This window comes from Carboxylicivirga caseinilyticus, from assembly GCF_050589785.1.
In the GTDB taxonomy this organism is placed as follows: Bacteria; Bacteroidota; Bacteroidia; order Bacteroidales; family Marinilabiliaceae; genus Carboxylicivirga; species Carboxylicivirga caseinilyticus.
The window spans coordinates 24,744-49,148 of sequence record NZ_JBNGOX010000008.1 but is presented as its reverse complement, the minus strand read 5'-3'; the positions used below and the strand labels follow the sequence as shown (position 1 = coordinate 49,148).

The window sequence follows — 24,405 nt, the reverse complement described above, 5'->3', positions numbered from 1 at the left end:
GTCTTTATGCTTGTTTTTTTTATACATAAAATCCTTTTACTTTGAATGTTGAAGGAACAAACTACAACGTAATGAAAAAGACTAGCCTTATATTGGCCTTATTTCTCGTAACAATAGGAATATCAGCCCAGGAAGAATACAAAGAAGTTAAGCATGAAAAGTTCGAATACACTGCTGAAAAACAACATGAAGTAGTTTCGTTTGATGCAAAAGAAGTAAAATTTAAAAAGCGCCCGAAGAATATCATCATATTTATTGGTGATGGCATGGGAACCGCTCAGGTTTTTGCTGGCATTACAGCTAACGGAGGTGAGTTAAATATTCAAAACATGCCTTTTACCGGTTTTAGTAAAACACAGAGTAGTGATAACTACATAACGGATTCGGCAGCTGGAGGAACTGCATTGTCAACCGGTAAAAAAACAACCAACGGTACTATTGGGTTGGATTCAGAAGGAAACCGAATTACCAGTATTCTTGAATATGCTGAAAGAAACGGTAAGGCAACAGGTTTGGTATCAACATCAGCAATAACACATGCTACGCCAGCTTCGTTTATTGCTCATCAGCCAAATAGAATTATGTATGAAGAAATTGCTGCGGATTTTATGAATACTGATATTGATTTGTTTATTGGTGGTGGAGCTGATTTCTTTACAAAGCGTGTTGATGGTCGTAACCTGGTTTCTGAATTAAATGACAAGGGATACAGAATTGCCTATAACATGAAGGAGATTGAACCTTTTACCAAAGGGAAGCTGGCTGTGTTAACTGCTATTGGACACAATGCGGGTTATCGTGACAGGGGAGACATGTTACCACAAGCAACCTCAAAAGCTATTGAAGTATTATCAAATGCCGATAGTAAAGGATTCTTTATGATGGTTGAAGGAAGTCAGATTGATTGGGGAGGGCATCAAAATGATGCTTCTTATTCAACCGGGGAAGTATTGGATTTGGACAAGGCAGTAGGTGAAGCAATAAAATTTGCTCTTGAAGATAAGCGAACCTTGATTATTGTGACAGCCGATCATGAAACTGGCGGCATGTCAGTAAATGAAGGAGATATGAATAAAGGCTATGTCAAAGCCGGATTTACAACAGGAGATCATACAGCTATAATGGTGCCTGTTTTTGCGATTGGTCCTGGTGCAGAAGAATTTACAGGAGTTTATGAGAATACGGAGATTTTCGAAAAGATGTATAAGCTGTTTAAGTTTAAGGAGCAGGATAAAGATTAAACCTTTCTTCTATAAAATAAAAATATTATGAGGCTGGATAATTATTCAGCCTTTTTTATGCCAATCGTTTAGGTAGGATGATGTTGATACTCACTTACAGTCGTCCTTTCAGGACTCAACCTGCGCTTATTTTACACATAGCATTTACATACTATGCTAATACAGACGTCCCTAACGGGACTACCTTAAAAACAAATGTTAATCATTTAAATACTAACTAACACAAACGTTCCGAACGGGATTGCCCAAATCATAAAATGAAGGGCGGAGCCCTGACTGTAACAACACAGTACGTAAGTGCTGTGATAGGCAAGAGGGGAATCAGAGCCCCGGAGGGGCGACTGTGATATTAGTCCATATATTCAGGTTTGAACTCAATCTCATATTTTTCATAAAACTTCAGCAGTTCATCTCTGCAAGAAACACTCTGATGGTGTAACGGCTGATTCCTGATATATTGTTCTACCGCATCTTTTCGGGATGAGCTCACTGAAAAGCACGAATAACCATCCTGCCAACTAAAATCAACTGCACCTTTTGTTTTGATCCAACCTGATGAAGCAGCCTTGATCTTTTGAACCAAAACAGCAATGGTAATGGTGCGGGGTAACGAACATAGAATATGAACATGATCTGGATTAGCATAGATTTCATAAGTATAAGCACCTAACTTAGACAAGATACTAACTAACAAAGCTTGCAATTCCAGTCGATAAGACTCTTCAATAAAATGCTGTCTATGTTTTGTTGTGAATACCAAATGAATATACACTTTAGATAATGCCTGAGCCATGACTGAAGTATTTGGTTAAAAGCTTCTTTAGTCAATTTACTGAAACTTTATGATAATGTACAGGATTTAATCTATTAGATATAAAATATTACATCGCGTTAAACAAACGTTCCGAACGGGATTGCCCAAATCATAGAATGAAGGGCGGAGCCCTGACTGTAACAACAGAGTACGTAAGTGCTGTGATAGGCAAGAGGGGAATCAGAGCCCCGGAGGGGCGACTGTAAGGTTTTAGTTTCTTTCAGACAATCCACTGTGCTCTGGCGGTCAGTCAATAGCTTATTACTCATCTAAATTACGATTGCGCAATCGATACATCTTAGTCACTTCAATACTAACAAAACCATACTCTTCCACCACATTACCAAAAATATGATAACACCCTGGTCCACGAAACGGATACCGGGCTGCTGCCTCCACAAAATGAACCGTATCAATCCATCGTCCCTGCGTATCCAGCCAGGTACCAAAAAACATTGCTGCACCATTGGCTGTGCGAGTAGGCTTACGTGTTACCAGGTAACCTACTATCGACACATATTTACCAACCAATAAAGGTAAGTCGCGAGCCCGAAGAGTACTAGGCAACTTTTCTGCCAACAACTTAAACGGACTGACTAACGGAAATCCCAATAATTCCAACTCATCAAAGGCATTCTCCAAATCGTGGCTCCATAGTTCGGGCAACTCGAAGGCTTTTACCTCAGCTGGCGCAAACAAAGTAGCTTCAGCCTTCACTTTTTTTGTATATCCCAACAAATGATGTGCATCCCAAAGTAGTTCCTTCTTTCCTTTTCCCGTAAAACGAAAAGCTCCCACTCGTATCAGAATCAATAACTGCTCCAGCGAAATACCTACCCTCACAACAAAATCAGACAAATCTTTAAATTCTCCTTTACGCTCACGCTCTTCCAGCAGTTTACGCACAGCACCTCTTTCAAGATTATACAACATCATAAAACCCAGATACAAACGCTTACCTGTGATACTGTTCTGCCAGTTACTCCGATTGACACAGGGTGCCTCCACCTCAGCCCCATTAATACGGGCTTCGTGCAAATACAACTCCTGGCGATAAAATCCTCCTCCATTATTGAGTGTGGCCACCATATATTCGAGCGGATAATGAGCCTTTAAATAAAGCGCCTGATAACTCTCAATAGCATAACTGGCCGAATGCCCCTTGGCAAAAGCATAGTTGGCAAAACTCTCAATCTGCATCCAGATGTCTTTCACCGTTTGTTCGGCATAGCCTTTTTTACGACAGTTACTGTAAAACTTATCACGCACCTTCCAGAATTCGTTGCGCTGCCTGAACTTCCACGACATTCCCCGGCGCAGAATATCAGCTTCATCAAGGGTGAGACCAGCAAAATAATGCGCCACCTTAATAACATCCTCCTGATAAACCATCACCCCGTATGTCTCTTCCAGTATCTCGTACAACTGCGGAAGATCCTGTTTCGCTTTTTCTCGTCGTTTCTCATCCTGAAAACGAAGTATATACTCACGCATCATTCCGCTTTTGGCTACTCCCGGACGAATAATAGAACTGGCTGCCACCAACCGGAGGTAATCATCTGCTTTTAGCTTGGTTAATAGCATACGCATAGCTGGCGACTCTACATAAAAACACCCAATGGCCTTCCCCACTTTCAGATGTTCCTTAATGCGTTCGTCTTCTTTAAACTTTTTGATATCGTGAATATCAATATCAACACCTCTGTTCTCTTTGATGATATCCAATGCGTCCTTTATCTTACTCAACCCACGCTGACTGAGAATATCAAACTTATGCAGCCCCACATCCTCGGCTACATACATGTCAAACTGTGTTGACGGAAAGCCTTTGGGCAGCATCTCGGTGGCCGAATAATACGAGATAGGTTTTTCGGAAATAATGATGCCACTGGAGTGAATACTGCAATGACTGGGAAATCCGTCGATGTACTTACTATACTGAATCACCCATTTTCCATATTGCCCATAATTTTGTGGTGACGGATCTTTTTGCAGCGCTACAATTTCCTCTTCGGGCAAGCCAAAAACCTTCCCAATCTCTCTGAAAGCCGATTTATGATTGAATGTGATATAGGTTCCCAGCAATGCAACACGATCGTAGCCATATCGCTCAAAAATATAACGGGTCACATCATCCCGATCGGTCCACGAAAAGTCGATATCAAAATCGGGAGGTGAAGTCCGGTAAGGATTGATAAAACGCTCGAAATAAAGATTCAGACCAATGGGATCAACGTTGGTGATACGCAACAAATAAGCCACCAGACTATTGGCCCCACTGCCCCGCCCCACATAATAGTACCCTCTGCTACGAGCATATTTCACAATATCGTTGGTCACCAGAAAGTAAGCACAAAAACCCAGATCACGAATGGTCTTCAGTTCCTTATTCATTCGCTCTACTACTTCTTTGGGCCGATCAGGGAAACGATATTTCAGTCCTTCTTCGCATTCATCCTTCAACAACTGAAAATCCTTTTCGTCTGATCCCAGAAAAAAACGCTTATTCTTATTCACTCCCAGCTCAAAATCAATACTACACGATTCCATCAGCTTCTGCGTATTGTGTAGTATGGCAGGATATCGTCCAAATAGGCCAATCAGATCATCTTTCGACAGCAGCTTCTCATTCATCGTACCCTGTTCCTCTTCGGGCAATTTACTCAGCAGCATATTCAGGTCGATGGCACGTAGCAAACGATGCACATTGTAATCGTGCTTATCGCGAAACGTTACCGTGTGCTGAATCACCAGCTTACTCTTCTGATCTTTCCAAACCGAGAAAGGCAGATTCTTCAGCTGATCGGGACGCACTCCTATAAACTCATTATAACGTAATTCGCGTTTTTTGTTTGTGAACGGATAAATCACATAAGCATGCACAAACTCCGGAGCCTTAGCATCAAAATCATCTCCCAAATGCCGATACGCAGTAAGATGCTCGCACAACTCGCGATATCCCTCATTGTTACGGGCAATACCTACATACATCGGCTCAACTCCATTTCTAAAATCGATACCTACAACCGGTTTAATACCAAACTCAGCCGAACGACGTACAAAATCGATACAGGCCGAGGTACTGTTGATATCCGTCACAGCAAGAGTACTGTATCCTTTTTGTGAGGCTTCTTTCAGCAAATCTTCGGTAGAGATGGTTCCGTATTTAAAACTATAGTATGTATGACAGTTTGTGAGCACCTTTTTAGAGATTAGACCGTTAGACTTTTAGACTATTAAAAAAAGCTGTTGAGTTGTTGAATTGCAGAACTGTCGAGTTGTTAAGTTGATTTTATTACAATTAAACGACTCGATAGCTATCGAGTCAACAACTCAACAATTAAACATACAAGCCATTAGCTATCAGTCAATAGCTTTATAACTAACCATTCGCAACTGCTGTTTGTCCATTAAAAGGATTGGGTCGGGCAAGGGTTTTAGACCCCATTCCCATAGCACGCACCACCGCTTGTTGGCCGTAACGATCGCGCACCTTATCCATAGCCTGATAGAGCTTAATGAGTTTAAACGAATCTTCAAACAACCGGATCTGATAACTACCTCCAATCAGGTGACTAAAACGCACTCCCACCAGCCGCACCAGCACCCTACGATCATATACCTTATCAAACAGATCTTTCACCACCTCAATAAGGGTATGATCAAGCGAGGTATACGGAATGCGTTTTTGCTTGCTGTGTGTTTGAAAATCGCTGTAACGCACCTTTACCGTTACACAAGCCGTAATTTTATTGTCATGCCGCAGCTGAAAAGCCAGATTCTCAGCCATTCCTATAACAATGGCCCGCAGTTTATACACATCGGTGGTATCACTATCGAAAGTACGCTCCATCGAAAGCGATTTACGCTCGTAATAAGGCACCACAGGCGAATTATCTATGCCTTGTGCCTTTTTCCAGATGACAGCGCCATTTTTTCCCAGCACCCGTTCCATCAGCTCAACAGGCATTTGCTGAACCGTTCGTACCCGCTCCACTCCCATGCTTCGCAACAAACGATAAGTCTGATCGCCTACCATGGGTATTTTCTTCACCGATAAAGGAGCCAGAAAAGGCTTTTCATAACCATTTTCAATACGCATAAAGTTGTTAGGCTTAGCCTCGCCCGTTCCTACCTTCGAAACCGTTTTGCTGGTTGACAAACCAAACGAAATGGGCAGATGCGTCTCCCTGATAATCTCCTCGCGTAACTCCTGTGCCCATTGATAAGTCTGTTTTACGTAACGATCCATTCCACTCACATCCACATAAAATTCATCAATGGACGATTTTTCAAACATGGGCGAACGCTCTTTTACAATCTCTGTAACTGCATCTGAAAATTCGCTATACACAACACTATTCCCTCTGATAACAGTGGCATGCGGACACAATTGCCGGGCCATACGCATGGGCATAGCCGAATGAATGCCGTACTGCCTCGCCTCGTAGCTGCATGCAGCCACCACTCCCCTGTCGGAGGTTCCTCCTATCAGCACCGGACGGTTGTTTAATTTACTATCCATCAGGCGCTCGCACGACACAAAAAAAGTGTCTAAATCCAGATGTAAAATTGATTTCAACATTTATGTCGATATTTTCGTCATTATCCTGACTATAATTTAATCATTTTTTATATCTTTATGAAATAAACAGGTAGTTAGTTTTTAGCCAGAAGGCAGAAGAAATTGAATATCAAGAACAAAAAAAAGCTGTCGGCTAACAGCCATCAGCCAAAAGCTAGAAAATATGTATTTTGCAGAAAACATCCGTTTTTTACGCCAACGAAAGAAGCTCTCGCAAAGCGATCTGGCCAGCAATTTAGAACTTACACGAACCACTTTAGCAGGATACGAAAAAAGTGTTCAACCTCCGTTTAAGACACTGGTAAAATTTGCCGATTATTTTAAAGTATCCATCGATGCCTTGATCCGTTACAACCTTCAGGCTTTATCCGAATTTCAGCTTTCGCAGATAGAAGATGGTTTTGATATTGACGTAACCGGCCAAAAGCTTCGTTTACTAACCGTATCGGTGGATAAGGAAGGTAAAGAGAATATTGAGATGGTTCCGGTAAAGGCGCAGGCCGGATACACATCAGATTATGGTGATATCGAATTTATTTCGTCACTACCTAAGTTTTCGTTACCCTTTCTGCCGCAGGACAAAACCTACCGAACCTTCCAGATCAAAGGTGACTCAATGCTACCTATACCTGAAGGCTCATGGGTGACAGGTGCCTACATCCAAAACTGGAAAACCATTAAAGACGGCACTCCTTGCATTATTGTTACCCGCGAGGATGGCATTGTTTTTAAACTGGTGTATAACCAAATTGAAAAAGATCAGACACTATTATTGGTATCCACCAATCGTAACTACAAACCCTATGAGATAGCTGCTAACAGCATTATTGAGGTATGGCAGTTTGTTACCTATAATGGGTTTGAAGTGGAAAGAGGAACAAGATTATAGCAATACCATTATTCACCCCAAACCCCTAAAGGGGCTTTAATATCAAGGACAATGAGCGTGAGTGATCAGGTTAATATGTTTTACAATGCTAAACCGCATATATTCGAAAAAGCAAAAGCTTTACGCAAAAATATGACTAAATCAGAACTCATATTATGGGACAAATTAAAAGGTAAGCAAATACTTGGTTTACGATTTAGAGCTCAACATCCAATCGATATATTTATTGCTGATTTCTATTGCCATCCCATAAAACTAGTTATTGAAGTTGATGGTTTAATACACTTAAAACAACAACAAATAGAATACGACATTGGCAGAGAAGCTGAATTAAGCCATTGGAACATTAGAATTATCAGGTTTACCAATCAACAAATTGAAACCAATCTTGATTATGTCATTCAGGAAATAACATCTGAATGCAAACGCAGACTATCCGCAAGCCAAAGTCCCCTTCAGGGGATTTAGGGGTATACATAGCTATTAGCTAAAATCCTAAAAAAGCTACCAGCTATTGGTTATAGGCTATTAGCTTTTTCCTATCTTGTATGCTCTAATTTTAACTCATATGAAGAACCTCTTAATAACAGTCTTTATTATACTGGGTAGTGTACAATTGAAGGCACAAATAAAAGCTACGACCGAAACGGGTAACACTGTAATCTTACACAAAAACGGCACCTGGGAATATTACGAAGCCGGTACCGAAGAAACACTCAAACAGGAAGCCCAGGCAAAAGCGTTGCCAACAGCCATTACCATTGACACAACAAAAGATGTCACTTCAGAGCGCTTTGAGTTATTTTACGAAGTGAGTCCTCGGATGGCACGGTTCTTTGGCGAAGAGAAAGGAAAAATACGATGCAACAGCACCATCAGAAATCAAAAAGGCCGGTTTTTAATGTCGTTCGAAATTAACGTGCCTGTTGGAGATGCAAACCGATATTTTGGCCCCTCACTGGCAGAAAGTAGCATTACATTAGAACTAAGCAATGAGCAAAATATTGTTATTCCGATCACAGAAAACATCAGCGAAAAATGGATGGAGAAATGGAATCAGAGTTATTACATTGGAGCCGGATTTTTAAGCGAAGCTGATTTAAGCGCTATCGCAGGAAATCCTGTGATTAATGTATATATTGATTGGAAAAAACACCCTGAAAATTACAAAGTAAATAATAAATCGATACTTCAAAATGCAATTAATGAAGTACGCTAACCAAATAATTAAACCCTATGAATTCACACGAAATTGATTACGAAATTAAAGGCCACGATGTTCAGTTTGTAGAAATTGAACTCGACCCGCAGGAAACAGTCATTGCCGAAGCAGGCGCCATGCTTTACATGGAAGAAGGAATTGAATTTGAAGCAAAGATGGGCGATGGCTCCAATCCTTCGCAAGGTTTTTTTGGTAAACTGATGGCCGGAGCCTCACGTGTCATAACCGGCGAATCCTTATTTCTGACCCATTTTACCCATCGTGGATACGGCAAAAAGAAGGTCGCTTTTTCTGCTCCCTATCCGGGAACAATCGTACCGTTAAATTTAGCTCAGTTAGGTGGCAGAGTCATTGTACAAAAAGATGCTTTTTTATGTGCCGCTTTGGGCACCCGATTATCCATGCATTTTAATCAACGTCTGGGTGCCGGATTCTTTGGCGGAGAAGGCTTTATCCTTCAAAAACTGGAAGGCGATGGCAAAGCCTTTATTCATGCCGGAGGAACACTGATTGAGCGACAACTGAATAACGAAACACTAAGAATCGATACCGGTTGTGTGGTTGGTTTTACCGATGGAATTGATTTCAGTGTTCAAAAAGCAGGAAATCTTAAATCCATGATTTTTGGTGGAGAAGGATTGTTCCTGTCTACTTTAAGAGGCACCGGAACAGTATGGATTCAATCAATGCCAATCAGCAAATTGATCAGAGCCGTTGCTCCTCATGGTAAAAACTCAGGAAAAGAAGATGCCGGTGGATTATTAAATAATCTTTTTGAGTAACTTATCAGTTAATCAGTTTTCAGGCAAAAGGCAGTAGCTTACAAAGCATAAATTTGAAAGACCCATTTTATATTAGTCGCTCAAATGTCAACATTCGGTATACATTCACAAGTCATTAACTACTGCCTTCAAGCTTATTAATGGTTATAACATTCTCAAATCAAAATCCAATATCTTATCTACTCAGATTCGACATAAAAACCTTATAATTTTTAGCTATATTGATCTATTATTAATCTCCTTTACTTATAAATCAGCGCTAACTTCTTTTTGTTGTAGACCATTAAATAACATAAATCAAAATTGAGTATCATGAAATACTTTGTAACACCTCTGCTGATTATTCAATTACTTATATCGGGTTGTGTGAATAATCAAAAAGAAAACAACATTGTTGTGGAAAAGAATAGCTACTGGGATTATTCAAACAGCAATGACCAAATTACTGGTGGTATTAGAATGATTCCCATAGAAACCCCCAAAGGAACTTTTAATGTTTTTACTAAGCGAATGGGGAATAACCCGCGAATGAAAGTATTACTCCTTCATGGTGGTCCGGGTGGCACTCATGAATTTTTTGAGAGCTTTGACGGATACTTACCCAATGAACAGATTGAATACATTTATTATGACCAACTAGAAAGTTACTATAGTGACCAGCCAAATGATTCTACTCTTTGGACCATCACTCATTTTGTGGAAGAAGTAGAACAGGTGAGACAAGCCTTAAATCTTGATAAGGATAATTTCTATTTATTAGGTCAATCCTGGGGAGGCATATTGGCGATGGAGTATGCGCTGAAATATCAGGATCATCTAAAAGGACTGATCATATCAAACATGGTAGCGAGTATTCCTGAATACGAAAAGTATGCAGCCGAAGTATTGGGACCACAGCTACCTCCCGACGTGTATAAGGAAATTAAGGCTTTTGAAGCCAGTGAAGATTTTGGCAATCCCAAATACGCAGAGTTGGTTCAACAGCATTACTATACCAAACATATTCTGAGAAAACCATTAGCGGAATGGCCCGAATTCATAAACAGGGCTTTCAAACACCTTAATTCAAATATCTACATCTACATGCAGGGATATAGTGAATTTGGAGTTACCGGGAATGCATCTCTAAAAAATTGGGATGTATCAGACAGACTTTCCGAAATAAAAGTACCTACATTAATGTTGGGCGGAAAGTACGATACAATGGATCCTAAATATATGGAATGGATGAGTACTCAGGTTCAAAAAGGTCGCAGCGTTACAACCAATGGAGGTCATGTATCTCAATACGATGATCCAACAACATATTTCTCAGGATTAATTCAGTTTATTAAAGATGTAGACGCTGGGAAATTTAATTAGAAACCAACAGCAATCATAAAATTCACGAAGGAGCGCCCCCCGGTGTATTTGGAAATATATTTGAATTGTTTTTGAATAAAGAATCTTTTGCAATTTATGCCTGCCCCCAATGTGGAAAATTTGAATTCTTTACTCCTGAGAATGGATAACAAGATCCCTTTACTCATTTCATATTATTTACGAATAGTATATAAACATTCAGATTGAAGAATCTCCTTCAAACGTTAACCATAAATAGAAGGCTATTTTAATTTTAAATAATATTTCACCTGTTTATCAAATAAATAACTCACCCTAAAAAACTTACAATTCGTAAAATTCGAAATCATATTCTGCTATTTTTCTTTACCTTAGAACATGTTTCCGAAAAAAGTAATATTTGTTTTAAGTCTTTTGATCAGTATCTTAACCTATGGTCAGGATGAGAAAGCAAATATTGTTTGCTCGTCCGAAGAAACTGATTGGCTTCAAAACAACCTTCATAATATGAGGTATGCGCCAAATCCTACCTGGGCTCCTGGCGATTACATCGATGAAAACGGGGTACATCAAGGCATCATTTCTGATTACATTAAAATATTTGAAGATGAATTAAATGTAGATTTCATACGTGTTTACTACAAAGATTGGAAAGAAATGTATTCTGGCCTGTTGAACGACGAAATTGATTTTCTGGGTGCAATGCAGGTGACTGAAGAACGAAAAGATTATTTTGCATTTACTGAACCGGTTCTGAATATTCCCATCGTTCTTCTGATTAATAAAACCAAAACCTTTGATTTCTCAGACCATGATCTCAATGGGATGAAAATATCAGTCATGAGAGACTATATCACTCAAGACTATTTAACAGAGAATTACACCAATTTTGAATTGGTTGAATGTAACGATGAACTGGAAGCACTTATTAAAACCTCTTTGGGTTCTACTGATGCGACCATCGTTAATATTATGACAGCAAGCTTTATTGTTGAGAAATATGGAATTACCAACCTTAGCATAGGTACTGAACTGGACTTTGTATGGCATCTCTCTTTTGCCTTCAGAAAAGAACATAAAACGTTTGCACAGATCATCGATAAAATTCTTCTTACAATTGACGAAGATCAACGAAGACAAATATTTAATAAATGGGTATGTATTCCATTTATTCCTAAGCAAAACTTTTTTCAACGAAACTATAAGGTTTTTATCGTCTCATTAATTGTGTTTTTGATAGCACTTTTCATTTTTCTTTTTTATTCCATTGTTTTACGTCAAATGGTAAGGCGCAAAACATTGGAGCTAAAAAATGAACTTAGAGCTAAGAAAGAGACTATTATTCAATCGCAAAAGAATGAAGCTCGGTTGGAAAGCTTAGTAGAACTTTCAAAGATAAAAACAGATAAAAGTAAAGTATTTCTCGATCATGCCTTATATGAAATAGTGCGACTTACAGAAAGTAATTTTGGTTTGCTTTATAAATTTGATGTAAAAAACAATGTTTTTTTCTTATCCAATAAATTAGACATAAAAAACGCTTCAATTGAAGTAAACGAAACTTTTCCGTATAAAGATCTGGATCATTGCATTATAAGAGCTACCAATCTAAATATGAATACGTGCAGTAGCTGTAATCTATCACAAACTCATCAATGTCCGATAACATCCCAAAGATTTGAACATACTTTAATTTTCCCAATTTATGAGGATGATACCATCGAAGCATTACTATACCTCACAAGCCATAAAGCATATGATGAGAAAGATTCACATCAGATTGTTCAGCTTGTAAGTGCTATTTGGAAATTATTGAGCAAACAAAAATGGCAGGAAGAATTAATTATTGCAAAAGCAAAAGCTGAAGAAAGTGATAAACTTAAATCTTCATTTCTGGAAAATCTTTCACATGAGATCAGAACACCAATGAATGGAATAATTGGCTTCACAGAACTTTTAAACAGTCCTGACCTTTCCATTGAGGATGCACAATATTATACAAACGTAATACGTAACAGTGCTTATTATTTATTATCCATTATTACTGACATTATTGAAATATCCAAAATTGATTCTGGACTGGTTAAACCCAACAAAAACATTTTTTCACTTAGCGATTTTTTTGACAATATTCTGATAAATTCCCGCAATTTACTTGCCGACAAGACATTAAAAATCATTATTGATAACTGTAAAAACGGTGACCTTTCAATTCAGTCGGATGAATTAAAACTAAAACAGGTTATTATCAATTTGGTATCCAATGCCATTAAATACACCGACGAAGGCAGTATCACCATACAACATGAAATAAATAATAACCAATTAATAATTAAAGTGATTGATACCGGAATAGGTATTGCCCCTGAATATCAAAAGGTTATTTTTGAAAGATTCAGACAAGGAGATGCCAAATTAGCTTCACTTAAAGGTGGTACCGGTCTTGGGCTTTCTATTTCTGATTTATACATAAAGATGCTTGGTGGCAATATAAAACTGGATTCGGAAATTGGTAAAGGTTCTGTCTTTACAATTACTATTCCTGTTGAAGTCGTAACTACAAATGAATAAATATTACTTCATAAATTATCATTGAAGCTGTTGTACAATAATTTTATTGATTCACCCAATCTTTAAACTGAACAGCTTTCCCCCTGCTGATCATTATTTTATCATTTAGCTTATTGACTAGCTTAACAACCAGTTTTCCACTGAAATAAGCTTCAAAATGGTCAATGGCTTCGATATTAACAATGGTTTGACGATTAGTTCTGAAAAACATTTGAGGATCCAGTTCTTCTTCCAGCTTATCCAAAGGATGACTAAGAATATGTTGTTTTCCATCAAACGCAACAGCAAAGGTAACCCTCGACTCAAAATAGAAATAAGCTATTTCTTCTACAGGTAGCTTAAAAAATGAGTCTCTTTTGGAGATAAGAAATCGTTTACGGTATCCACCGCTCGAAGACATTATGCTACGTGCCAACTGCTGATAATCGACTTTACTGGATTGCGAAACATTGGTTTCGAACAATTCAATTGCACGCTCAAACTTTTCAATAGCTTTTATTAATTCCGATTCCTTAATAGGTTTAAGTAGGTAATCAACACTATTCAATTGAAATGCCTTTAAGGCAAATTCGTTATATGCCGTTGTAAATATGATTGGATTCTCTACTTTCATCTGTTCGAAAATGGAGAACGAATTGCCATCAGCCAGTTCAATATCCAAAAAAATCAGCGGTTTAATATCACTATTTTGCAACCAATCAATTGTTTCAGAAACACTCTGTAAAATAGCAAGTACATTCCACTCAGGACGTAATTTCTGAATCATATCCTTTAACATCCCTGCCGTATGCAACTCATCTTCAACAATAATAACCTTTATCTGCATATGCTATTATATTAATGGTAATTCAACAACAAACTCTGTTGCATCGTGTTTAACATTCATTTCCCGCTCACTTAGAAATGCCATTCTTTTCTTCAAATTTTTTAATCCTGTATTAGTTGAATAAGTAGTATTTTTAGGATTAAGGTTATTTGTTACCCTAACAAATTCTTTATTAGCTTGTATTGAAATTCTTAATGGTCTCTTTACTGTAGCAACATTGTGCTTGATGGCATTTTCAACCAAGAACTGCAGTCCTAAAACCGGAATATGTCTTGAATTTGCTTCCTCATCAATGTCATAGAATAATTGCAGTCCTTCTCCTAATCGTTCTTTGTGCATTTCAAGATACGATTTAATAAATTCCAACTCTTCATTCAGGCTGACTGATAGATTATCCTTGCTTTTCAAAACATATCGATACACATCGGAGAAATTCTCCGCATACCGGATTGCCGCCTTTTGATCCTGCCGGATTATAGCAATCAGTGTACTTAGATTATTAAATAAGAAATGTGGGTTAATCTGATCCTGCAAAGCCCTGTAGTCAAGTTCCAGTTTCTCATTTTGTAAGGCTTCGTTTTCTTTAATAAACATAGCCAGACTTTGGTGATAATTATAGGCAATGAGTAAACTAACATAAATAGACACAAACAAAATAGAAATAACCATACTTGCAAGAAAGAGAGTTCTGGGAATTTCTTGCCCTCTTTCGATCAATGGTTTGGTTATATAGGCGAGACGAGCCACAACAATGTACCAAAACACAGTAAACAGAAGCAGCGAAACCAATCGCTTAAATGTATGCTGATGCCATGAGTATTTATAACCAAGAAGTTTATTAAAAGCAAAAATACCTTCTGATATAGTAACAAAAAGACAAACAGTAAAAGCAAAACTTTCTAACGTATATTCCTCTTCAGGAAAGAAGGTTTTAACAACAACCATATTAAATACAACTCCTATAATTGTTTCAAACAGGAGTCTTGCTTTATAGCTAACTATTTTCGGTTGACAGTCTTTCTTTTTCATTGCTAACGATGCTTTAAAGTTAGCGACAAGTATTGATTTTCCTGTCGCCAACCATAAAAATAATCAGGTATTTAAAACCACTATCTAATTCTTCATCTGACTTAATTGACCAATTCCTTTATAATAACTTGTTTTCGCAATTTCATATTCAGCCAATGCTACTAGCAGATTAGCCTGCGCTTTTTGCCAGCTAGCCTGTGCATTAAGCAGGTCGGTCGTTGAATTCAGTCCGGCTTCATAACTCAGGCTTACTTCTTCCAGGCTTTCTTCAGCCTCTTCTTTTGCACTTTTAGCCAAAACAATTGATTCGTAGGCTTCCACCAGATTTAGCATATATTGCTGTACTTCAAGCTGAACCAATTCTTTAGTATCATCTAATTGAAGTTGTGCCTGCTGCTTTTGGTAACGAACCGCATCCATCTTATACTTTTTCTCTCTCCAATGGATCAAAGGAATGGATAGCTGAGCATTTACCTGAGTCATGGTGCGGCTTGTTGAAAGCGTTGGTAGATCCATATATCCATAACTTACCTGAGCACCTAGTTGAGGCAAGTAAGAACCTGCCAACGATTTCTTTTGCAATTCAACTATCTCAACCTGACCATCCAGCATTTTAAGCTCATTTCTGTTTTCCAAAGCCATAGTTAATGAATTACTCACATTTAACAATTCCGGATCATCCTGCAAGCTTTCACTTATCTCTAACTCGGTATTTAAAGGTAAACCAATCTGCTGGCACAAATTCATTTGAATTAACTTATAACCGTTACGCACTTTAATCAGATTCAATTTTGCTTCATTCTTTTGAACAGACACTTTCAAATATTCACTCTTTGGGGTTAATCCAACTTCGTACATGGTCTGTAACTGACTCTGCAATGAGTCCAGCATCTCAACATATTTATCTGCCACTTTCAGGTTTTCTTTTAAAGCCACCATCTGCCAGTATATATTATCAGTATTTAAAATGACTTCATCCGATTTCAATTGAAAATTCTGCCTGGCAATTTCAACCCCTTTATCAGCCATTTTATTTCCATAACGTATTTGTCCACCTGCATAAATAGGAATAGCTGCAGCTACCTGTGCCTGATACAATCTCAGTCCTTCTGTTTCAAGTGCCATTCCCGGAAAATAAGCATCACTATTACCGGTAATATTTCCATCTTCATCAGCTGATGGAAGAAAAAAACCAGGTATTTCAATATTCTCCATATCTGGCAGATACATTAAGGTTCCTGTTCCATCAATCATTGGCAAATAATTGGTGCGTGCCTCCTTTTGCTTCGAAACCGCTTCCATCTGCTTTAAATCGGCTACTTTTAAGGTCCTGTTGTACTCAAGTGCCATACTTCGGGCTTTGCTAATGGTCATTACTTCCTGACCATTAACCACTGAAACTAACAGTAAACCGATTAGTATATATATGTTTTTGAATTTCATAATAACAATATTTTAAGCTGACAAAACTTATATATCTATCAGCTAATGAGTTGTATTTACTTAACTTTCTTATAATGCAACGATCTTGTGTCAACACGGTAGAACACTGCATACAAGACAGGCACTACAACCAGGGTAATGATTGACCCAATCAATAAACCAAACATAATAGCGATGGCCATACTGTTGAACATCATGTCCCACAATAATGGAAGCATACCCAAAATAGTAGTGAGCGAAGCCATCATTACAGGTCGTACCCTCGAAATGGTTGAATCAATAATGGCATGAAGTTTATCTTTCCCTTCTTTAATCTCAAGATTAATTTCATCAAGTAATACTACTGCATTCTTAATCATCATTCCCATTAATCCTAAAGTACCTACCAATGCCATAAAAGAGAAGTATCCTTGTGTTACTATAAAACCAAAAACAACACCAATAAAAGCCAGCGGTACAAGTAAGAAGATTATAATTGGCTGGCGGAAATTACCAAACAAACCAATGATGATGATGATCATTAAAAACAATGCCATCGGAAGATTTTCAGCCAATCCAGCATTGGCTTGTTCACTGGTATGCATTTCTCCTAACCATTCCAGTTCATAACCCTCTGGCAGAGCAATAGATTCAATCTTTGATTTAATCTTCGACATGACCACATTGGTAGTCGTTCCGTCTATCGGATCACACTGGGCTTTAATAGCTCTTTGCCCGTTGTAATGCATGATTCTACTATCTGACCATTCAATAGAAACGGAATCAACCAGTTGTCCTAATGGAATACTATTCGGTAGTGCAGCCCATACAGGAATAGAATTGATTTGACTAACATCCTGATCTAAGTTTTTTTCCAATCTCAGCATTACAGGTAACTGATAATCGCCATCGTAAAAAACACCAACGGGTGCGCCATTGGAAGCTATTGCCAGAGCACGAGCTACGTCTTCACGATTTACCATGAGTTCACGAGCCTTCACATTTGAATAAACCGGTTTGAGTACTTTTACCTCATTTTTCCAGTTATCAGTCACAAACTGGGTAGTAGGTTCGTCTCTCATAATCTGCTTCGCCTGTTCAGCCAGATCTTTTAAGACAGCCTCATCCTTACCTGAAAATTTCACTTCTATCTTGGCATCTCCACCAATAGCAACATATTCTCTAACTCTGGCCAAAGCTTGCGGATAGGATTCAGTAACATAATCTTGTAATTCAGACATTACTTCCCTGGTTTTCTCAACATTTTTAACCGAGATAATCAGCTCTCCGTAACTCTGACTTAAACCATTCATAGGTCGTAATAAAGTATACCTGGCAGGTGTACTTCCCAAACCTGTTACTACATATGATATTTCATCCCACGATGATATTTCCTTCTGAATCTCATCAAGATCTGATTCCACCTGACTTAAATCCGAACCTTCTGGCAATCGATACTCTAACAGAAACTGGTCATAATTAGCTCCCGGGAAGAAATTCTGTTTCATGTATTTAGCTGAAAATAAAGCAAGAACCAGAATAACAAATGTTCCGATAGCAAATAATGACTTGTGCCACAGTGAAAAACGAACTACACGTTCAAAAACCCTGTAGAATTTATTATCATATGGATTCGTTGATTCTTCTTTCTTCTTTTTACTACCGTTCGAATAAAAATACTGAGCCATAAATGGAGTTTGAAGCATTGCCAGTATCCAACTCACAAAGAGCGATATGGCTAACACAAAAAACAACGGTTTCAGAAACTCACCTGCTCCGGTACTGTTAAACCCTAAAGGCATAAATGCAAGGATAGCCACTAGCGTGGCAGCCAGTAATGGCATAGCTGATTTCTTTGCTGTATTAACAAAGGCTCTTTTTCGATCCATCCCTTTCTGAAGATCTACCAGGATACCGTCAGCAACAACAATGGCATTATCAACCAACATACCCATAGCAATAATAATTGCAGCCAATGAGACTCTGTGCAGTTCTATATCCATTCCTTTCATCACAATGAAAGTACCCAGAATGGTAAAAACCAAACCACTGGCAATCAGCAGACCAGCTTTCATACCCATAAAAATGAGTAAAACAGCAATTACAATCACAACAGATTCAACCAGATTAACCATAAAATTATCAATGGCATCATCAACCTTTTGGTGTTGATAAAATATAGGATGTATATCCACACCAACCGGAAGATTATTCTGTAATTCAGCTAATCTTGCTTCAACACGTTCACCTAATTCAATAACGTTTCCGCCTTTCTCCATTGAGACAGCCAAACTGATTGATTCTGTTCCGTTAAATTTTAATTTCTGATGAACAGGTGTATAGAAGCCTCGTTCAACTTTAGCAATCTCACCCAGTTTATACCGACCACCATTGGGCAGGACTACTTCAAAGTCTTTAATCTCATTCAGATCCTGAAACTTGTTACCAATATCCAGTCGAATGCGCTCACTTCCGTTTTTGAATGATCCAGGATCAACAATGATTCCCTGATCATAAAACTTCTGAAATATCATCATAGGATTAATTCCCAATGATGCGAAATATTCATTGTCAATGATAATGTCGATGGTTTCTGTTTGCTTTCCAAACACTTCAATTCGCTTCACACCTTCCACAAGCAACATTTCTTCCTTCACATAATCAACATACGACTGAAATTCGTCGTATTTGTATCCATCGTTACTTATGGCGAAGAAAATACCCGACACATCACCAAAGTCATCATTTACAATTGGTTCACTGGCACCTCTTGGTAAGCTACCTTTGATATCATGTATTTTACGACGCAAATGATCGTATAATTGAGGCATTTCTTTTGATCGGGTACCCGACTTAATATTTACAGTAATCTCTGACATTCCGGCAATGGAACGAGACTCTATAAAATCAATATTTTCGAGCCTTTGAATGGCCTTCTCCAACACCTCTGTCACTTCTTTTTCAACCTCTTCGGCTGATGCACCCGGGTATGGAGTTATTACAACAGCAGCTTTAATTGGTATCTCCGGGTCTTCAAGCTTACCCATATTTCGAAAAGAGGATACTCCTCCTAAAATCAAGGCGATGAAGAAAAAGCTTAAAAAAGCTTTCTGACTTAATATCTTATCTAACATATTCAGGTTACGTTTCTGATTACAGCTTATTATTTTCCAACACTCTCACTTCCTGATTATCCTGCAAACTATGCACTCCGGCCACTACAATCATTTCATCACCTTTGAGCTTGCTGTTTATCGCCACATAACCATTATTTATTAATTGATTGACCTGAATCTGTTGTTTATTAACAGTAGAATTAGCCCGATTATACACCCAAACATACGATGCCTCGCCTTCTTTAAATACCGATTCCAATGGCACAACCATCTGTTGTTTTCCCTGGGTTGATACTTCAACATTAACCTTTACCGACATACCCGGACGTAACTGAGAAACCTGTTCTTTGGATAAAGCCAGACGAACATCATACATATCACTTCCATTGGCTTTTTCGTTAACAGACAGAATTTCAGCTTCTATCCCTTTAACACCTGCAGTTGTCACATCGCAAGTTATCTTTTTAAAATCGTTTGATTGAGCAACCTGTCGTTCTGAAAGACTAAAATGCACTTCCAACTGGCTCACATCCAACAGTGAGATAACAGGCTGTCCCGGACCAACATTCTCATATTTATGAATATTTCTTTTATAGACATAACCAGAAAACGGAGCTTTTAATTCGGTATCGTGTAATGCATTTTCAGCCGCTTCATATTGACTTTTTGCTCCCAGATATCCTGCTTCCAACTTCTCTAATGTATTAGCCGGAAGCTTATTCTTCTCAAACAGCTCCTTATAACGAGTATATTCCCCTTCTATCTGATCGTACTGGGCTTTAGCTCCTTGCAAACGAATTTTATAATCACGCTTATCAATTTTGGCAATTACCTGACCTTCTTTTACATAGTCTCCTTCATCAACCAACAAATCAACTACCTGTCCTCCAACTTTAAAAGCCACATTAACTTCACGTTTCTCTTTCACTTGTCCGTTAAATTGCAGTTGCTCTCCCAATTTATTGGTATCCAGCTGCATTACTTTAACATAGCGGGCTTTTTTGACAGTCTCTTCCTTTTTGCTCCCACACCCTGCCAACACTGTTACCAAAATTGTCAGCATGAATAAATAATGTAATTTGTTTTGCATGTTCTGTTGAATAATTTGAATTAATCTTTTGATAGTTTCCAGCAAAAATATTTCACTAATCAGCTCTTTTTCAGATTTTATTGCAGGAAACGGTTATTCTTATGTATGAACATGCCTCAAGTAAGTATTAAAAGAATCGGATCTGTTCGAAAAAATTAAAAATAGATGATTTACAGCCTTTTGAATGGAAGTATTTTGTAATTTCACATGGTATCAAAAACAATTAAAATCATTAGCTGGTTTGATAATCAGTAAACCTATAAAACGAAAACATATGTCCCAATTTTATAAAATAACCCTTTTCTTTTTAGCCAGTTTAGTTTTAACTCATTCAGCCATTGCTCAGGATAAATCTGCTTATCAGCTATTCAATTCGAAAGGCAAAAAGGTTGCTTTTCAAAAGATGCTAAAAGAAGCATCTCAATCAGATATTGTATTTTTTGGAGAACTACACAATAATGCCATTTCACACTGGTTACAATACGAACTTACCAACGAACTCAATAAATCGAGGAAACTCATACTGGGAGCGGAAATGTTTGAGGCTGACAATCAGGAAGGCCTGAATCAATACTTACAAAGTCTGATCAACGAAGATTCCTTATCAAGTAAAGTGAGATTATGGCCTAATTATCCAACTGATTATAAACCATTGGTTAAACTAGCCAAAGAACATCAATTACCTTTTATTGCAACCAATGTTCCCCGAAGATATGCAAGTCAGGTGTACAGAAAAGGTGTTGAATCGCTCGACTCATTAAGCACAGAAGAAAAAAACTGGATGGCTCCCCTTCCTTTCGCATACGATAGTAACGTAGCATGTTACAAAAACATGTTAAGCATGGGCGGTGGCCACGGTGGCGAAAATCTTCCCAAAGCCCAGGCCTTGAAAGATGCAACCATGGCTTATTTTATTCTTAAAAATTTTGAAGCCGGTAAATTGTTTATTCATTATAACGGAGCATATCACAGCGACAATCATGAAGGTATTGTATGGCAGATTCGTCAGAATAATCAAAATCTGAAGATCATTACTATTTCCACCGTCAACCAAAGCGATTTAAAAAAGCTGACAGATGAGAATAAAGGAAAGGCTGACTTTATTATTTGTGTTGATGAAGATATGACACCAACCTACTAACCTAAATTGGATTTATAATTCATTTTAAGGTAGGAAATATGGTTAATGTATAAAAAAATTTAAACACCCCCCTTAAATCATATACTTCCAATAAATAAAAAATTATATTTACCATTACTTTAAACAATTACACATCTAAAATCAACCAAATTATGAAATTTGTTTATTTCATCCTGTTTATTTTGGCATTAGCATCGTGCAATACCAATAATACGGTAAAAATTACCGGAACCATCACAAATCCGGATGGCGATGTCATTACGCTTAACGTTCCTTTTAAGACTAGTCGCGACACCATTGCAACCATCCAGGAAGATGGCACATTTAAAGCCGAATTGGAAATTACCAAACCATATATGGCTACAATAATCAATGGTGATGCCTTTGTAAAACTGAATCTGGTTCCTGGTTCTGTTCTTAACATCAGCTTTGACGGCACTGAGCTTAAAAGTGGTAAAACTGAAAATGTTACTATTGAAGGTGAAGGAAGTGAAAGCTCCATACTTTTACTTGAATTGCGTAACATTCAACCAGAAGAAAACATAAAAGCCTTACTTGCCTATCCAGCACCCGAATTCGATTCCAAGGTAACTTCTCATATCCAAACAATCACTGATAAAATAGATGAGTTTGAGTCATCAAATCCTGGTTATGAAAGCCTAACCGAAATACTTCGTCTGGAGCAAAAAGTAGCATTAGCTCAATATTATAATTACTTTGTAATGTATCATGCGCGCTTTGCGCCAAACGACACACTACCAGTGCCGGAAGAATTCAAAACTTTTGTTGATGCCATTGCAACAGACAATTACGATGCATTTGAACTAAGCAGACAATATAAAGGCTTTGTTGTAGATCAAACTATGTCTGCCATTGATGACAAGCTGACTCAGGATGGAGTTGCTGAAGGTAGCATTGCCTACACCAGTAAATTATTTGATGCTGTTGTAGCAATGGAAGTACCTCAAATAGTAAAAGATGAAATGGGAAATCGAATGCTGGGATCTTACACCTACGAACCAGACAGCATCAAAGAAGTGATGAAGACCCGATATACCGAGATCATCAAAAACGAAGAATATACCAATGAATTTAAAGCACTTTTGGCAAAATTAGAGAAACTGCAACCCGGAGCAGTGGCGCCAACCTTTGCTTATAACGACATTAATGGTAACCAGGTTACTTCTGAAGATTTAAAAGGAAAAGTAATCTATATTGATGTTTGGGCAACCTGGTGTGGACCTTGTAAAGGCGAAATTCCATATTTAAAAGCAATGGAAGAAGAATTACATGATTCAGACATTGCCTTTGTAAGTATCTCGGTTGATAATGACAAAAGTGCCTGGGAAAAGATGGTTGCCGATAAAGAATTGAGAGGATATCAACTCTTTGCACCTAATGCATGGGACTCAGAAATTATTCAAAATTATGCTATCAGAGGCATTCCTCGCTTTATTATGATTGACAAAGAAGGAAAATTGGTTAATGCCAATGCCACTCGCCCATCCAACCCTGAAACAAAAGATAAGTTGATTGAACTGGCAAACAGTTAATATCAAATTCAATAAGATAATTAAAACCTGGCTTTTTAAGTCAGGTTTTTTTGTATCTGTAAACTTCCCATCACGTATGGCTTTCAGAAGATTTTAACCGCTCACTTTCAAAACCATAACAAATATTAGCAGAAAAAAATTTGGTATATAAAATATTTCCCCTACTTTTGACTGAACGTTCAGTCATTTAAAAATCATGTCACCAAGAACAGATATACAAAACGAAAAAATTCGAGAAGAACGCAAACAGCAAATCATGCAAGTTGCGTTGGAAGTAATTGCAGAAAATGGATTTGCAAGCGCATCTATATCTCGAATTGCACAAAAAGCAGGAATCTCCAAAGGATTAATGTATAATTACTTCGAAAGCAAAGAAGCTTTGGTAATCAGCATCATGCTGGAAGGATTCAATCAACTTACTTCTGCTTTTGATCCCAACCACGATGGAGTATTAACAGAGGCAGAACTGCACTTCTTTATAGATCATTCATTCAAAACACTGGAAGACAATCTTCCATTCTGGCGTATGTACTTTATGGTACTGCTTCAACCAGACGTTTATAACATCATTACTCCTCATCTTGAAAAAACATTACAACCTTTCTACGAGACAGCCATGAGCTTTTTTATCAACCATGGGTACGAAGATCCGCTTACTGAAGTCCGATTTTTTGCAGCCATGATGGATGGTGTAGGCCTTCATTATATAATGGACCCCGACAATTTTCCGATGGAAGGAGTAAAAAAGAAAATGCATCAAATGTTTAAGAGCAAATTATAGAA

At 38.0% G+C, this 24,405-nt stretch carries 18 protein-coding genes; 10 read left to right on the top strand and 8 right to left on the bottom strand.

What is annotated here, in order from left to right:
- The first annotated feature begins 71 nt into the window (after positions 1-71).
- A complete protein-coding gene (locus tag ACRD62_RS06115; RefSeq protein WP_430819246.1) occupies positions 72-1,241 on the top strand; it encodes an alkaline phosphatase in 1,170 nt (389 codons plus the stop codon).
- A gap of 349 nt (positions 1,242-1,590) precedes the next feature.
- Here the strand turns inward: ACRD62_RS06115 and tnpA are convergent, their stop codons facing one another.
- The 3 genes from tnpA to dinB form a co-directional block, all read right to left on the bottom strand.
- Positions 1,591-2,034, bottom strand: coding sequence for an IS200/IS605 family transposase (gene tnpA, locus ACRD62_RS06110; protein WP_430819245.1), 444 nt, complete (start codon positions 2,032-2,034; stop codon positions 1,591-1,593).
- A 282-nt stretch (positions 2,035-2,316) separates the two neighbouring features.
- Positions 2,317-5,256, bottom strand: coding sequence for a DNA polymerase III subunit alpha (locus ACRD62_RS06105; RefSeq protein WP_430819244.1), 2,940 nt, complete (start codon positions 5,254-5,256; stop codon positions 2,317-2,319).
- 181 nt (positions 5,257-5,437) lie between these two features.
- Positions 5,438-6,640 (bottom strand): DNA polymerase IV, encoded by a 1,203-nt coding sequence (dinB, locus tag ACRD62_RS06100; RefSeq protein ID WP_430819243.1) that lies wholly within the window; start codon positions 6,638-6,640, stop codon positions 5,438-5,440.
- Positions 6,641-6,803: 163 nt separating this feature from the next.
- On the opposite strand from dinB, the gene ACRD62_RS06095 reads away from it, so the two are divergent.
- The 6 genes from ACRD62_RS06095 to ACRD62_RS06070 all read left to right on the top strand — a co-directional run bounded on the left by ACRD62_RS06095 (position 6,804) and on the right by ACRD62_RS06070 (position 13,445).
- Positions 6,804-7,529: an XRE family transcriptional regulator gene (locus ACRD62_RS06095; protein WP_430819242.1), complete on the top strand. Its 726-nt coding sequence runs from the start codon at positions 6,804-6,806 to the stop codon at positions 7,527-7,529.
- A gap of 51 nt (positions 7,530-7,580) precedes the next feature.
- Positions 7,581-7,997, top strand: coding sequence for an endonuclease domain-containing protein (locus ACRD62_RS06090; protein ID WP_321408289.1), 417 nt, complete (start codon positions 7,581-7,583; stop codon positions 7,995-7,997).
- A 100-nt stretch (positions 7,998-8,097) separates the two neighbouring features.
- Positions 8,098-8,748, top strand: coding sequence for a hypothetical protein (locus ACRD62_RS06085; RefSeq protein ID WP_430819241.1), 651 nt, complete (start codon positions 8,098-8,100; stop codon positions 8,746-8,748).
- Positions 8,749-8,765: 17 nt separating this feature from the next.
- Positions 8,766-9,533, top strand: coding sequence for a TIGR00266 family protein (locus ACRD62_RS06080; protein WP_430819240.1), 768 nt, complete (start codon positions 8,766-8,768; stop codon positions 9,531-9,533).
- A 312-nt stretch (positions 9,534-9,845) separates the two neighbouring features.
- Entirely contained in the window at positions 9,846-10,895 is a 1,050-nt protein-coding gene (locus tag ACRD62_RS06075) for a proline iminopeptidase-family hydrolase (RefSeq protein ID WP_430819239.1), read from the top strand.
- Positions 10,896-11,252: 357 nt separating this feature from the next.
- Positions 11,253-13,445, top strand: coding sequence for an ATP-binding protein (locus ACRD62_RS06070; RefSeq protein ID WP_430819238.1), 2,193 nt, complete (start codon positions 11,253-11,255; stop codon positions 13,443-13,445).
- Between the two features lie 43 nt (positions 13,446-13,488).
- Here the strand turns inward: ACRD62_RS06070 and ACRD62_RS06065 are convergent, their stop codons facing one another.
- The 5 genes from ACRD62_RS06065 to ACRD62_RS06045 all read right to left on the bottom strand — a co-directional run bounded on the left by ACRD62_RS06065 (position 13,489) and on the right by ACRD62_RS06045 (position 20,928).
- Positions 13,489-14,271 (bottom strand): LytR/AlgR family response regulator transcription factor, encoded by a 783-nt coding sequence (locus ACRD62_RS06065; protein WP_430819237.1) that lies wholly within the window; start codon positions 14,269-14,271, stop codon positions 13,489-13,491.
- A gap of 6 nt (positions 14,272-14,277) precedes the next feature.
- On the bottom strand, positions 14,278-15,300 hold the full coding sequence (locus ACRD62_RS06060) for a sensor histidine kinase (protein ID WP_430819236.1): 1,023 nt from the start codon (positions 15,298-15,300) through the stop codon (positions 14,278-14,280).
- An 84-nt stretch (positions 15,301-15,384) separates the two neighbouring features.
- Positions 15,385-16,743: a TolC family protein gene (locus ACRD62_RS06055; RefSeq protein WP_430819235.1), complete on the bottom strand. Its 1,359-nt coding sequence runs from the start codon at positions 16,741-16,743 to the stop codon at positions 15,385-15,387.
- A 56-nt stretch (positions 16,744-16,799) separates the two neighbouring features.
- Positions 16,800-19,856, bottom strand: a complete 3,057-nt coding sequence (locus ACRD62_RS06050) for an efflux RND transporter permease subunit (protein ID WP_430819234.1) — start codon at positions 19,854-19,856, stop codon at positions 16,800-16,802.
- 19 nt (positions 19,857-19,875) lie between these two features.
- On the bottom strand, positions 19,876-20,928 hold the full coding sequence (locus ACRD62_RS06045) for an efflux RND transporter periplasmic adaptor subunit (RefSeq protein ID WP_430819233.1): 1,053 nt from the start codon (positions 20,926-20,928) through the stop codon (positions 19,876-19,878).
- A 274-nt stretch (positions 20,929-21,202) separates the two neighbouring features.
- On the opposite strand from ACRD62_RS06045, the gene ACRD62_RS06040 reads away from it, so the two are divergent.
- The 3 genes from ACRD62_RS06040 (at position 21,203) to ACRD62_RS06030 (ending at position 24,403) form a co-directional block, all read left to right on the top strand.
- Positions 21,203-22,069, top strand: coding sequence for a ChaN family lipoprotein (locus ACRD62_RS06040; RefSeq protein WP_430819232.1), 867 nt, complete (start codon positions 21,203-21,205; stop codon positions 22,067-22,069).
- Between the two features lie 152 nt (positions 22,070-22,221).
- Positions 22,222-23,622 carry a TlpA family protein disulfide reductase gene (locus tag ACRD62_RS06035; protein ID WP_430819231.1) on the top strand — a complete coding sequence of 467 codons (1,401 nt, stop codon included), beginning with the start codon at positions 22,222-22,224 and terminating at the stop codon, positions 23,620-23,622.
- A gap of 196 nt (positions 23,623-23,818) precedes the next feature.
- Positions 23,819-24,403 (top strand): TetR/AcrR family transcriptional regulator, encoded by a 585-nt coding sequence (locus ACRD62_RS06030; RefSeq protein ID WP_430819230.1) that lies wholly within the window; start codon positions 23,819-23,821, stop codon positions 24,401-24,403.
- The last annotated feature ends 2 nt before the right edge of the window (positions 24,404-24,405 follow it).

What these genes read in the sequence shown, in the direction of transcription:
- ACRD62_RS06115 (WP_430819246.1), top strand. Translation starts at nt 72, where the DNA reads ATGAAAAAGACTAGCCTTATATTGGCCTTATTTCTCGTAACAATAGGA.
- tnpA (WP_430819245.1), bottom strand. Translation starts at nt 2,034, where the DNA reads ATGGCTCAGGCATTATCTAAAGTGTATATTCATTTGGTATTCACAACA.
- dinB (WP_430819243.1), bottom strand. Translation starts at nt 6,640, where the DNA reads ATGTTGAAATCAATTTTACATCTGGATTTAGACACTTTTTTTGTGTCG.
- ACRD62_RS06095 (WP_430819242.1), top strand. Translation starts at nt 6,804, where the DNA reads ATGTATTTTGCAGAAAACATCCGTTTTTTACGCCAACGAAAGAAGCTC.
- ACRD62_RS06090 (WP_321408289.1), top strand. Translation starts at nt 7,581, where the DNA reads ATGAGCGTGAGTGATCAGGTTAATATGTTTTACAATGCTAAACCGCAT.
- ACRD62_RS06085 (WP_430819241.1), top strand. Translation starts at nt 8,098, where the DNA reads ATGAAGAACCTCTTAATAACAGTCTTTATTATACTGGGTAGTGTACAA.
- ACRD62_RS06080 (WP_430819240.1), top strand. Translation starts at nt 8,766, where the DNA reads ATGAATTCACACGAAATTGATTACGAAATTAAAGGCCACGATGTTCAG.
- ACRD62_RS06075 (WP_430819239.1), top strand. Translation starts at nt 9,846, where the DNA reads ATGAAATACTTTGTAACACCTCTGCTGATTATTCAATTACTTATATCG.
- ACRD62_RS06070 (WP_430819238.1), top strand. Translation starts at nt 11,253, where the DNA reads ATGTTTCCGAAAAAAGTAATATTTGTTTTAAGTCTTTTGATCAGTATC.
- ACRD62_RS06065 (WP_430819237.1), bottom strand. Translation starts at nt 14,271, where the DNA reads ATGCAGATAAAGGTTATTATTGTTGAAGATGAGTTGCATACGGCAGGG.
- ACRD62_RS06060 (WP_430819236.1), bottom strand. Translation starts at nt 15,300, where the DNA reads ATGAAAAAGAAAGACTGTCAACCGAAAATAGTTAGCTATAAAGCAAGA.
- ACRD62_RS06055 (WP_430819235.1), bottom strand. Translation starts at nt 16,743, where the DNA reads ATGAAATTCAAAAACATATATATACTAATCGGTTTACTGTTAGTTTCA.
- ACRD62_RS06050 (WP_430819234.1), bottom strand. Translation starts at nt 19,856, where the DNA reads ATGTTAGATAAGATATTAAGTCAGAAAGCTTTTTTAAGCTTTTTCTTC.
- ACRD62_RS06045 (WP_430819233.1), bottom strand. Translation starts at nt 20,928, where the DNA reads ATGCAAAACAAATTACATTATTTATTCATGCTGACAATTTTGGTAACA.
- ACRD62_RS06040 (WP_430819232.1), top strand. Translation starts at nt 21,203, where the DNA reads ATGTCCCAATTTTATAAAATAACCCTTTTCTTTTTAGCCAGTTTAGTT.
- ACRD62_RS06035 (WP_430819231.1), top strand. Translation starts at nt 22,222, where the DNA reads ATGAAATTTGTTTATTTCATCCTGTTTATTTTGGCATTAGCATCGTGC.
- ACRD62_RS06030 (WP_430819230.1), top strand. Translation starts at nt 23,819, where the DNA reads ATGTCACCAAGAACAGATATACAAAACGAAAAAATTCGAGAAGAACGC.